Origin of the sequence: Pseudoalteromonas sp. 1_2015MBL_MicDiv (assembly GCF_002407505.1) — a bacterium.
Taxonomy (GTDB): Bacteria; Pseudomonadota; Gammaproteobacteria; order Enterobacterales; family Alteromonadaceae; genus Pseudoalteromonas; species Pseudoalteromonas fuliginea.
On the sequence record NZ_CP012737.1, the window covers coordinates 392,861 to 405,092 of the forward strand.

12 protein-coding genes are annotated in these 12,232 nt (G+C 38.8%); 5 read left to right on the forward strand and 7 right to left on the reverse strand.

Annotated features, from left to right (window positions below; genetic code table 11):
- Positions 1 to 45: 45 nt before the first annotated feature.
- Positions 46 to 753: a histidine utilization repressor gene (hutC, locus tag AOR04_RS01790; protein WP_096792356.1), complete on the reverse strand. Its 708-nt coding sequence runs from the start codon at positions 751 to 753 to the stop codon at positions 46 to 48.
- Between the two features lie 118 nt (positions 754 to 871).
- Between hutC and hutI the strand changes: the two genes are divergently transcribed.
- Together hutI and AOR04_RS01800 are read left to right on the forward strand one after the other, a co-directional pair.
- Positions 872 to 2,119 carry an imidazolonepropionase gene (gene hutI, locus AOR04_RS01795; RefSeq protein ID WP_096792357.1) on the forward strand — a complete coding sequence of 416 codons (1,248 nt, stop codon included), beginning with the start codon at positions 872 to 874 and terminating at the stop codon, positions 2,117 to 2,119.
- A gap of 119 nt (positions 2,120 to 2,238) precedes the next feature.
- Positions 2,239 to 3,921 (forward strand): bifunctional diguanylate cyclase/phosphodiesterase, encoded by a 1,683-nt coding sequence (locus tag AOR04_RS01800; protein WP_198403016.1) that lies wholly within the window; start codon positions 2,239 to 2,241, stop codon positions 3,919 to 3,921.
- Positions 3,922 to 3,962: 41 nt separating this feature from the next.
- Here AOR04_RS01800 and AOR04_RS01805 read toward each other — a convergent pair whose 3' ends face one another.
- Together AOR04_RS01805 and rraA are read right to left on the reverse strand one after the other, a co-directional pair.
- Positions 3,963 to 5,012 (reverse strand): formimidoylglutamase, encoded by a 1,050-nt coding sequence (locus AOR04_RS01805; RefSeq protein WP_096792359.1) that lies wholly within the window; start codon positions 5,010 to 5,012, stop codon positions 3,963 to 3,965.
- Between the two features lies 1 nt (position 5,013).
- Positions 5,014 to 5,511 carry a ribonuclease E activity regulator RraA gene (rraA, locus tag AOR04_RS01810; protein WP_007377253.1) on the reverse strand — a complete coding sequence of 166 codons (498 nt, stop codon included), beginning with the start codon at positions 5,509 to 5,511 and terminating at the stop codon, positions 5,014 to 5,016.
- Positions 5,512 to 5,716: 205 nt separating this feature from the next.
- Between rraA and AOR04_RS01815 the strand changes: the two genes are divergently transcribed.
- From AOR04_RS01815 to AOR04_RS01825, 3 genes are all read left to right on the forward strand, one after another.
- The gene (locus tag AOR04_RS01815) at positions 5,717 to 6,256 is read left to right on the forward strand and encodes a phosphatase PAP2 family protein (RefSeq protein ID WP_096792360.1); all 540 of its coding nucleotides are present in this window, start codon (positions 5,717 to 5,719) and stop codon (positions 6,254 to 6,256) included.
- Positions 6,253 to 7,284, forward strand: coding sequence for an MJ1255/VC2487 family glycosyltransferase (locus AOR04_RS01820; protein ID WP_096792361.1), 1,032 nt, complete (start codon positions 6,253 to 6,255; stop codon positions 7,282 to 7,284). Before AOR04_RS01815 ends, AOR04_RS01820 begins: the two co-directional genes overlap by 4 nt.
- A gap of 120 nt (positions 7,285 to 7,404) precedes the next feature.
- A complete protein-coding gene (locus AOR04_RS01825) occupies positions 7,405 to 9,285 on the forward strand; it encodes a methyl-accepting chemotaxis protein (protein WP_096792362.1) in 1,881 nt (626 codons plus the stop codon).
- 30 nt (positions 9,286 to 9,315) lie between these two features.
- Here the strand turns inward: AOR04_RS01825 and AOR04_RS01830 are convergent, their stop codons facing one another.
- From AOR04_RS01830 to AOR04_RS01845, 4 genes are all read right to left on the reverse strand, one after another.
- Positions 9,316 to 9,690: a gamma-butyrobetaine hydroxylase-like domain-containing protein gene (locus AOR04_RS01830; protein ID WP_007377249.1), complete on the reverse strand. Its 375-nt coding sequence runs from the start codon at positions 9,688 to 9,690 to the stop codon at positions 9,316 to 9,318.
- A 62-nt stretch (positions 9,691 to 9,752) separates the two neighbouring features.
- Positions 9,753 to 11,084, reverse strand: coding sequence for an HslU--HslV peptidase ATPase subunit (gene hslU, locus AOR04_RS01835; RefSeq protein ID WP_096792363.1), 1,332 nt, complete (start codon positions 11,082 to 11,084; stop codon positions 9,753 to 9,755).
- Between the two features lie 11 nt (positions 11,085 to 11,095).
- Positions 11,096 to 11,614 carry an ATP-dependent protease subunit HslV gene (gene hslV, locus AOR04_RS01840; protein ID WP_002958366.1) on the reverse strand — a complete coding sequence of 173 codons (519 nt, stop codon included), beginning with the start codon at positions 11,612 to 11,614 and terminating at the stop codon, positions 11,096 to 11,098.
- Between the two features lie 79 nt (positions 11,615 to 11,693).
- Positions 11,694 to 12,221, reverse strand: coding sequence for an SPOR domain-containing protein (locus tag AOR04_RS01845; protein ID WP_007377247.1), 528 nt, complete (start codon positions 12,219 to 12,221; stop codon positions 11,694 to 11,696).
- Positions 12,222 to 12,232 lie beyond the last annotated feature (11 nt).

Here is a 12,232-nt window from a genome sequence, read left to right on the forward strand (position 1 = left end):
CAAGGTGATTTGTTATAAAAAAAGCGCAGTAAGCGCTATTGTTTGTTATTTTTTAAATGTTAAGTGACCACCTAAGCGATATTTACTGCCTGGTGATACAAGGCGCGCAAAGCTTACAATGCCGTTAATAGACCATGTGCGTCGAATAACTTGTAAGCATGGCTCTTCGTTATATAAGTTTAACCATTGGCACATTTCGCTGTTTGGCATAATAGCCTCTACGGTATGCCTTGCTTGGGTAAGTGGGGCAACACTAGATAGATATTCATGAGGTGTAAGCATGCTAAAGTCTTGTTGTAAGTAGCCAGTCGCAAGGGCAGGATTTACAAAACGCTCTTCTAGCTGCAAAGGGCTGTCGTTTTCGTTATGCACAAGTACACTTCGATATACAACACTGTCAACCTCAACACCAAGTGCAATGGCAATAGGTGCGATTGCATTTATTGATTCGAGTATGAGTACGCTACAGGTGTAGTTGCCGTTACGCTCTTTTACTTCATCAGCAATATTTTTTATTTCAAGTAACGATGACTGCGATTTAAATGTAGCTACAAATGTACCTAACCCTTGGCTGCGGGTTAAAATACCTGCCTCGGTTAATTCGCTTAGTGCTCTGCGGGCTGTCATCCTGCTTACACTAAATTGACTACTTAGTTCGTTTTCAGAGGGAACACGTTGGTTTTCTTGCCACGTACCGCTGCGAATTTTATCAACAATGAATTGTTTTATTTGCGCAAATTTAGGTGTCGTCATTAAATTTATGGTTACATTAAAAATAAACTATATAATAAGATGACACAATTATCTTGTATATACAAGATGGGTTGTTAGACTATATTTTCATTATTCACGGTGTGAAAAGGGCTGCAATATGCAAAGTACAACACAAAATTATGAGTTAGAAGAAATCGACTTACTTTTAACTGATGCCAATATTGCCACTATGGATAGCAATATAAATGCCCCTTATGGCGCAATTAGAAATGCTGCTATAGCCATTAAAAATGGTAAAATTGCGTGGATTGGAGAGCAATCAATATTGCCTAGTTTTGATGTGTTTGCAACGCCGACATTGAGTGTAAAAGGACAATGGTTAACGCCGGGCCTAATAGACTGTCATACGCACTTAGTATTTGCAGGTTCAAGATCGCAAGAGTTTGAACAGCGCTTGCAGGGTGTAAGTTATGAGCAAATCGCAGCACAAGGCGGTGGCATAGCAAGTACGGTTAAAGCCACAAGAGCAGCCGATCGTGAACAGCTATTTGTTGATGCAAAAGATCGCTTAAATACGTTGTCAAAAGAAGGTGTAACCACCGTTGAAATAAAGTCGGGTTATGGACTAGATACTGAAAACGAGATAAAAATATTAGAAGTCGCTCGTTTATTAGGTGAACATCACCCTATTGATATTAAAACTACTTTTTTAGGGGCGCATGCTCTACCGCCTGAATACAAAGGCCGTGCTGATGAATATATTGATTTGGTATGTACTGACATGCTTGATCAGGTAGTGGCTAATAATCTTGCTGATGCAGTCGATGTATTTTGTGAAAATGTAGGCTTTAATTATTCGCAAACCAAACGCGTTTTCCAGGCAGCTAAAAAGCATAACCTCCCAGTAAAATGCCATGCTGAACAGTTATCTAATCAACATGGTGCTGAGCTGGTGGCGCAGTTTAATGGCCTTTCGGCGGATCATATAGAGCATCTTGACGAAGAGGGTGTAAAAGCTATGGCAGACGCTGGGACGGTAGCGGTGTTATTGCCAGGCGCATTTTATTTTTTAAGAGAAACTAAATTCCCACCTATTGAATTACTTAATCAATATAAAGTACCGATAGCTATTGCGAGTGATTTTAACCCAGGTACATCTCCCCTATGTTCAGTGCACTTGATGATGAACATGGCGTGCACATTATTTAGATTAACACCTGAGCAAGCATTAGTTGGTGTTACTCGAAATGCAGCTAAGGCTCTAGGGTTAGATGAGCGTGGTGTTTTAAAGGTTGGCGCAAGAGCTGACATTGCGCATTGGCAAATAAATCATCCGTCACAATTAAGTTACCAATTTGGCGTAAATAGACTGTTAAACTTATGGATTTTGGGTAAACTTAGTTAGTATTAATTTCGTCCATAATAAACATGCTTTTATTGAATTTTTTAGCGAGTACAAGTGGTGCTAATTTGAGTTTTTTAACCGACAGTAACTTCCCGATATTTTTTAGTGGTGCCTTGTTAATGGCGATGATCGCGTCCTTATTTACTATAAAAAATAGCGGTATGAAGTTTAGCTACCTATGCATTGCTGCTGTTGGTTTAGCAATTTTAAGTCTGGGTAATGCTTGGTTAGCTATTTTACTTGCCTTTGGGTTTTGTTTTCATTTGTGGCAGGCGTTTGAGCGTAGTAATTGGACTCTGATCATCATCAGCTCGTTTGCTAGTTTGTTATTTGTTGTACTTTTTTCTGCACATTTATTATTAGCAATCCCTTTATTTTGGATTGTTATCGCTATTTTATTCTTAGCTGTTGCCGGTTTTATCAGTGAAGATGAATTGGCTGAGGAAGTGATTGTCGAAGATAAAGCGCAAGAAATATTTATTGAAAATTCACCACTTTCTAGCTTTGCAGACAGAAAAAAGTTACGAGAAGGCTATTATGCCTGGTGTGATGATACACCCATAAAGGCAGCACTAGTCATTATTCGCCTAGAGGGCTTTGAACAAGTTAACCAGCAAATAGGGCGAGATTTCGGTGACTTATTACTGACTCAATCAGCAAATAGAATAAAAAAACTATTAGAAAACGATGAGATTGTTGATTTAGGGTCGCAAGAAAAACTGGCGCATTTAGGTGGACTTAACTTTGCCTTTATTTGTAGTTTGGCGACTCAAAATCATCTTCATGAGCACGTTATAGAGCACATTCTTGGTGCAACATTAAAACCTTTTAACGTTGCAAACTGTACCGTAGAGGTTAACGCACGAGCAAGTTATGTGGATTGCGGGGCACAAGAAAATAATTTTGATGATTTAATATCCTACGCATATTTAGCGCTTGATAGTCACCCTCAACGAAAGGTGGTCCCGTATCATCAGCAAATGATGGTAGAGCAACTTGAGCAACAAGCACGCTTAAAAGAGTTAGCTAATATCGACTTTTCAAGTGAACTAGAGCTCTATTTTCAACCAATTATTCGTAATGATGATGGAAAAATAGAATTTTTAGAACTGTTGTTACGTTGGCAGCATCCAAAGCAAGGTATTTTATCTGCAAATAGATTTATTGATGATATTAGAATTGCAGGATTGGCTTATCCATTAGCTACTTTTGTGATAGAGCGTGCGGCAGAACTCGCAATGGCATTGCGTATAGAAGGGATAGCAATACCGCTTAGTATTAATGTATTTGGTCCTGAAATGCTTAACGAAGAGTTTGTTGAGTTTGTTGACCGCATCACAAGTGAACATCAACTAGAGGCTGGGGATTTAATTGTTGAATGCCCGTTACACATTTTTACCAATTTAGATAATAAAGGTAGGGCGATGATTGCTAGGCTCAATAACATTGGATTAAAAGTCTGTGTTGATGGGCTCGGCGATAATCCAGTACTACTGTCTAAATTACCCAATTTAGCTGTTGAGTATATTAAAGTTGCACCGTCGTTAACTGCTGATTTTAGCAATCAAAATAATATACGCAGTTTAATTAGTGGCATGGTTGAAATGCATAACCAGCAAAAGACTAAAGTTATTTTTGAGGGCGTAGAAACGTTTGAGCAACTGAGATTTGTTAAAAGTTTAAATGCTTATGCTGCACAAGGTTATTACTTTGGTCATCCATTGAGTAGTATTAGTTTAATGAGCTGGCTAAAGCAGTGGCAGTTAACACAAGGGGAATATATTCCTCCTACTTCACGGTAAATAGCAATATTAATTTTATTTCAATAAAAGTAAGGCGTTTACTAAAGACCTTCTTTAGCTTGTAAATAGGTATTCACTAGCGCGCTAATTACTTGCCCACAGTGTTGCATGCCATTCTCAACGTCATTTGGATGCTGATTTGGTGCAGCTTCACATAAATGTAAATACTGAGACTGACGGTTTTTAGCGGCTAAATGCACAAAGTGCTCACTGTCGTCCACGTTAAATCCACTGCACGTATAGGCACTTACTGGCATGTAAGAAATGCTGTCTAAATCTACTTCAACTCCAAGTGGTAAGTTATCAAAGCTATTTAGTGCATTATTAACGGCTTGAGTGAGTGTAATATCCCGTCTCACTTTTATCGATTGGTAGCTATTAAATTTAAAATTAGCGTTAGCCATAGCTTCAAGAATAGCTTGATTGTTTTTCAGTTCGTGCAAACCAATCACGTGATAATTATTTAAGAGTTGTTCGTTGTACGCATACCGGAAACCGTTGCCACTGTGACGGCCTTCACAGTCTCTAAAGTCGGCATGAGGATCAAAATTTATGGCATTAACCGGTGTATTTTTATATTTACTTAAAGCACGAATAATACCTAAACAGTTATTATGCCCCCCGCCAATAATAATTGGCTCAAGACCTGCTTTAAATACAAGGGATAATACATTTTCTACTCGTTCATCGAGTTGCTGACATAAATTTCGTAATTGATTTAACTGTTTAGGCTGTTGATTATCAAGCTGCTTACTTTTTGCCATTAGATCATCAACATTGACTTCACCTAATAAAAGTACTTTTTGTGTAGCAATAAATTGATTATGAGGTTGGTTTAAAAAACGCTTTAAAAAAGCCGGCCACGCTTCGTCTGCACCGCCATTTCCTAGGTTTGCTTTGGGGCCAATATCTTCGCAAATACCGAGTAATACATAGCGAATACCAAACTGTGCTGCATCAATAAGTGCTTGTTGCACATTAACTTGAGTATCGAGCAAGGCCATCGCTTGCCAAGCTTTTTTTTCGTTTGCGCGGATAGAGCAAATCGCTTTAACCGCGCTTTCATCATATACCTTTAAATGCTTGGTCACGTTATGCTTCTACGATTTCCAATTCTAGTTCTTCAGCAGATAAAACAATGCCAGTACTGTCAGCATAAATAAAGTCGTCATCAAAAAATGATACACCAGCAAAGTTAACACCTATAGCGTCTTCGCCAGCACCTTCGCTGTCGGCAGCAACCGGTATTGAGGCAATTGCTTGAATACCTAAATCAAGTTCTTCAAGCTCATCGACATGACGTACTGCGCCGTATACAACAATGCCATTCCAGTTGTTTTCGAGTGCAAGTTCGGCTATTTCGATGTCGATAAGCGCACGACGAGTTGAACCACCGCCATCAATAAGAAGCACTAAGCCAGTACCATCTTGAGAAAGTAATTCGCGGATCAGTTCATTATTTTCAAAACATTTAACCGTTTTAATGCGACCACCAAAACTGTGGCGACCACCAAAGTTGATGAACATTGGTTCTAGCACGTCAACCACATCAGCAAAGTGGTCGCATAAATCAGAAGTGCTGTAATCCATTATTTTATCCTCAAAAGGTACATTAATTTATACCTCAGTATACCCTCCTCATAAGCAATAACAACGACTTAATCGCAGTAAATTTAGGCAAAATAAGAAGAGAATCAATAAAAGCAATAATAGTGTCTTAAAAGCGTCACGCAATTGTTATTTACAACACCTAAGCTAAAACAGTGTTCATATATTATGCAGCTAGGAGTAAGTGATGGATGGTAATAATATGCTTAAAAAAGTAGCTCAAATAGATGAGCAATTATTTTTAACTCTGTTTAATTGTAAATCGCCTTCATGGCTGAAAGTAATTGCATTTGGACTATCAAAAAGTGGTGATGGTGGCCTTTATCTACTCATATGTGGGGCTGTATGGTGGTTAAGTGACAATGAACCATATCAGTTATTACCAGTAACTTTGCTACTCGGATTTGCGATAGAAAGACCTATCTACTTTTTAGCTAAAAATCGTTTTGCTCGGGTTCGGCCGTGCGATTGTTTAGTTACAAACGCTTACATAGTACCTAGTGATAAATTTAGTTTACCTTCAGGACACAGTGCAGCCGCATTTTTAGTCGCGATGATCTTAAGCCATTTTTTTCCTGAATATACTTGGCTACTATTTGGCTGGGCCTCGGGAGTGGCAATTTCTCGAGTTGTACTCGGGGTTCATTTTCCCGCGGATATTATTCTAGGTGCTGTGGTTGGTAGTTCATGTGCGATATTTTCTTTAGCATTAGTGGTGCCTGAATGAAAATATTATATGGTATTCAAGGTACTGGGAATGGTCATGTTACTCGCGCCCGGGTCATGGCAAGTGGTTTTAAGGAATTAGGAATTGATGTTGATTATATTTTTTCAGGACGTGCTAAAAAAGACTACTTTGATATGCAAGAGTTTGGGCAGTATAAAAGTTTTCGGGGGTTATCTTTTGATACAGAAAATGGTCAAGTAAAAAGCTATCGAACAGTTAGCAACGCACGCCCTTGTAAATTGCTTGCAGATATAAAGTCGCTCGATGTAAAACAGTATGATTTTGTACTCAATGACTTTGAGCCAGTTTCTGCATGGGCTGCAAAAAGGGCTGGAATTCCGGTTGTTGGAATTAGCCATCAGGCCGCATTTTTGTCCAGTAGTGTGCCTATGTTTAGTCGCGGGATTTTACGTAAGTCACTTATTAAATACTACGCACCAGCCAATACGTATTTAGGTGTTCATTGGCAGCCTTTCGCGCATAATATTATTCCCCCTTTTATCGCTAATCATCAACATGGCAATCCAGTGGCGGTTATGAATAAAGTATTGGTGTATTTACCTTTCGAAAATTTAGACAGCATTATAGATTATTTAAAAGACTTCCCCGAAAAAGAGTTTTATTGTTATCACCCGCACGCCTGTAATCAATCTATTGGACATATACATTTGCGTTCCCCTTCACGCACTGGCTTTTTAAATGATTTAGCAAATACAAGTGGCGTAATAGGAAACGCAGGGTTTGAGCTTGCTAGTGAGGCATTAAAATTAGGAAAAAAATTATTATTAAAACCTTTAGACGGGCAGTTTGAGCAAGGCGCTAATGCACAAACGCTACTTGCAATGGGTATGGCACATGTAATGAGTTATTTAAATCCCCAAGCGCTTGATGATTGGAATACTGCGCCACAAAATAAACAGATTAATTACCCCAGTGATCCCGCACCTTTAATTTTTTGGCTGCTTAAAAAACAATGGAATAATACACACTCATTACATAAAGGTTTATGGGGAAGTGTGAATTTATAATGATGAAAACTAAAATTAACAACACTAAATAACTATATAAAATAAAAATCTATTAATTTAATTAGTTGCTTTGACTCAATAAGCTATAATATTAAAGCATATTTAATAAAGGCGTTTGCGATGATTTTTTTACAAAACTTAACTATTAAACGACGTTTGCAATTAAACGCAGTTGTTGTTGGTTTAGCTATGGTGATTCTTTTATGTGTGATCATTTTTGAATCACGTACAACCTTAAACTTAAATAAGACTATTCAATTAGCAGAAGAACTTAATGTACATGCACTAGCACTGCGTAAACATGAGAAAAATTTTCTATTTTATAAGCACGAAGAAGCGTTAACTGAATTTGAAACTGATTTTAAGCAGTTAAGTAGTAAAATTACAAAATTAAAGCAATCAATGAGCCAACAAGATATTTCTGCTGCTCAGGTTGAGCATTTTGAGCAACTAATTAATAGTTATAACAATGATTTTAATACTGTTGTTAAATTACAAAAAGAGATTGGGCTGAATCCTAAAGATGGCTTATATGGTAAGCTCAGAGCTGCTGTGCATGAAGTCGAAGTACTGCTGAAAGAGCAGCAAGACTACAAGCTTTTATCATCTATGTTGCAACTTAGGCGCTCAGAAAAAGATTTTATGCTGAGATTTGATATTAAATACTTAGAGCGATTTAATGAAGGCATAAATACGTTTAAGCAACAGATAGCATCGACTGATCTGCTAAGCAGCTACAAAGAAAAAATAACCCCTTTGATTGATATGTATCAAAATGAGTTTGAAACACTTGTACAAGCGCAAACAGCATTAGGCTTAGACCTTAATTCTGGTGCGTTAGGTGTGATGCGAGAAAGCGTCAATAAAAGCGATGTAATTGTTACTCAAATTGTTAAAGAAACAAAACTACAAGTTGAAAAGAGTGTAGAACAAGCACAATTTTTAGCCATTTTGGTTTTTGTAATTGCAGGTGTGATTGTTCTAGCGCTTGTTTACTTTACCAGTCACTCAATCATTGTACCTATAGAGCGTGTTTATCACACCATTAACGACATTCGTCGTAATAATGATTTAAGTGTGATGATAGAGCAAACAGGTAAAGATGAAATTACCACCATGACAATCGATTTTAATAGCCTCATTGGTGACTTTAGAAACTTAATAAATGAAGTCAACACGGCTTTAAATACGCTTAATGTAGCCACTGAGCATTTATCAGAAAGCACTGCAGCAACAAGTTCAGGTATGCAAGAGCAACTTCATGAAGCAGATATGGTAGCAACCGCGGCAACTGAAATGCAGGCGACTATTCAAGATATTTCTCATAATACCGAAGCAGCAGCCAAAAAAGCGGAATCGACCAACTTAAGTGCACAGCAAGGGCGTAATGAAGTGGATTCAACGGTTAAGCATATTAGAGACCTATCTGAATCCCTTGGGAATGCATCGAGTGTGGTATCACAGCTCGAAAAAGATGGGGAGACAATTGGTTCTGTGCTTGATGTGATCCGTGGTATTGCTGAGCAAACAAATTTACTCGCACTTAATGCTGCAATTGAAGCTGCTCGAGCTGGTGAGTATGGTCGTGGTTTTGCCGTAGTAGCAGATGAAGTCCGTTCACTTGCACAACGTACACAAGAGTCTACTAGCGAGATTGAAGGGATTATTAATACATTACAACAGCGCACTCAAGAAGTTGTGAGTATTATGCATCAGTGTCGTTCACAAGGCGATGAAAGTGCCTCGCAAGCGATTAAGGCCGGAGAATTATTAGGTGCAATTACGGAAGATGTACAAACTATAATGGAAATGAGTACTCAAATAGCCGTCGCAATTGACGAGCAAAGCCAAGTGGCGTCAGAGGTTAATAAAAATGTAGTGCGTATTCGTGATATTGCTCAAGATGCATCAGGGCATGCCGCGAACAATGCACAAACAAGTGAAGAAGTATCTGAGCAGGCTCGTGTGTTATTTAGCGCGATTGATAAGTTTAAGGTATAAATAAAGCTTGTAAAAAATAACCAATAAAGTTTAAGGAATAAACTTTATTGGTACACTGTCTTTACTTTGCTTGAGCTCAATTACACGCTCTAAATATTCAGCCCACAATGTATCGTGCTGCTCTTGCAGTTTTACAAAATAGTGCCAGCTAAATAACCCGCTATTATGGCCATCATCAAAATCTAAGCGCAAGGCATAGTGTCCAACAGGTGCAATACTTTTTATTCCTACATCTTGCTTATTAAGTACTAGCTTCATTGGACCAGAGCCATGGCCTTGCACTTCAGCAGAAGGGGAGTGAACACGTAAAAATTCACAGCTAAAGACGGCTTGGCTGTCATCATCAAAGTAAACATCTAGATTTTTACTCACACTGTGGTAATGCACTTTTGTTACGTGTTTCATTTAATATATCCCATTAAAAAGCCTCCAATATGGAGGCTTTTAGTATAACGTTTATATTCGTTTTATAGAATAAAGCGGCTTAAGTCTTCATCTTCAACAAGTGCACCTAAGTGTTTTTCAACATAAGCGGCATCGATTACTAAAGACGAACCTGCTTTTTCAGAAGCATCGTATGAAATCTCTTCCATCAATCTTTCCATTACAGTATGAAGACGACGAGCACCGATGTTTTCGGTTTTTTCGTTAACTTGCCAAGCGGCTTTAGCAATACGCTCAATTGCATCATCACTAAACTCAATTGATACCTGTTCAGTTTTAAGTAGCTCGCGTTGTTGCTCAGTAAGCGATGCATGAGGCTCTGTAAGGATGCGTTTAAAGTCATCTGCAGTGAGTGCTTCAAGTTCTACTCGAATCGGTAAGCGACCTTGTAGCTCTGGGATCATATCTGATGGCTTTGCCATCTGAAACGCACCAGAGGCAATAAACAACATATGGTCAGTTTTAACCATGCCGTGTTTAGTGTTTACTGTTGAGCCTTCAATTAGCGGTAGCAAGTCGCGCTGAACACCTTCTCGGCTCACATCAGGGCCTGAAGAATCGCCGCGCTTACAAATTTTGTCTATTTCATCAATAAACACAATACCGTTTTGCTCTACTGCAAAAATAGCTTGTTCTTTTAGCTCTTCAGGATTTACTAATTTAGCGGCTTCTTCTTCCGTTAATAGTTTGAAGGCTTCTTTGATTTTTAGTTTACGTTTAGTACGCTTATCATCGCCGCCCATGTTTTGAAACATGCTTTGTAGCTGGTTGGTCATATCTTCCATACCAGGAGGCGCCATAATTTCTACGTTTGGTTGTGCTTGTGCTAAATCGATTTCAATTTCTTTATCATCTAACTGACCTTCACGTAGCTTTTTACGGAATGTTTGGCGTGTTGATGAATTATCGTCGCGTTGGCTTTCGCCAAATTGGTCTTTTGCAGGAGGTAAAAGGGCATCTAAAATGCGCTCTTCTGCTGCTTCTTCGGCGCGATGTTTAAACTTTTTAGTCTGCTGTTCGCGAGTCATTTTAATTGATACATCGACTAAATCGCGGATGATTGTCTCAACTTCTTTACCAACATAGCCAACTTCAGTGAACTTAGTCGCTTCTACTTTAATGAATGGCGCATTCGCTAATTTTGCTAAACGGCGTGCAATTTCTGTTTTACCTACGCCGGTTGGACCAATCATTAAAATATTTTTTGGTGTTACTTCGCTGCGTAAATCTTCATTTAATTGCATACGACGCCAGCGATTACGAAGCGCGATAGCCACTGCTTTTTTAGCTTTAGCCTGACCTATAATATGCTGATCTAGCTCGTGAACAATTTCTCTTGGGGTCATATCAGACATAATAGTTCCTATTATAATTCTTCGATTGTTTGGAAGTTATTAGTAAATACGCAGATGTTGCCTGCAATAGTTAAACTTTTTTCTACTATTTCACGAGCGCTTAAGTCGGTATTTTCTAATAAGGCTGTTGCTGCTGATTGGGCAAAGTTACCACCACTGCCAATTGCAATTAGGTCATTTTCTGGCTGAACCACATCACCGTTACCGGTAATAATTAAAGAGGCTGTTTCGTCTGCTACAGCGAGCAGTGCTTCGAGTTTTCGAAGTGCACGGTCACTTCGCCAATCTTTAGCCATTTCTACTGCGGCTTTAGTTAGGTTTCCTTGGTGCATTTCTAATTTGCTTTCAAAGCGTTCGAAAAGAGTGAAGGCATCAGCAGTACCGCCGGCAAACCCAGCGATTACTTTGCCATTATAAAGACGTCGAACTTTACGGGCGTTGCCCTTCATTACGGTGTTACCAAGGGACACTTGGCCATCGCCGCCAATTACAACTTTGTCGCCGCGGCGAACACTTACGATAGTAGTCATGTTATTCCTCATCATCGAGCTGCAGAGGCAACTCGTAAAAAACGATTATGATGAGGTTATATGGGTGAATGGTTTATTTTCAAGTCCAGCCCCAAATTCCGCAGCCGACTATTTTTACACGTTTAAGTTTGTTTTTATCGCTTTCGGCTTGGCGTTTGGTTTTATAAGGACCTAGGCGCACTTTATACCAAGTACCATTGCTGCCCTCAGCCTGTTTTATCTCAGAAATGAGCCCTGCAAATGCGATTTTAGCTTTTAACGATTCAGCTTGTGCATGAGTTCTGAACGAACCGCATTGCATAACATAAGGACCTTTTTGTTCAAGCTCTTTTACTTCAACTTGAATTTCGTGGTTTCTAATTTCTTTAATAAATTCCGGCGTGCGTGGAATAACAACTTCTACTTTTTCAGGCGCAGTTGGGTGAGCTTGCTTTTCGACAAGTTTTGGATCGGCATTACTTTTAATAAACCATAATCCGTAAACGAAACCACCTACAAGTAAAATAGCAATGCTCACTAAAAAAATTGGAAATGGTTTTTTAGTGGGTGCTTTTTTAGTGTTTTTTCTATTTGCTGGTTTTTTGTTAATGTAATCGTGCTGTGCCATAGCGTTATTTT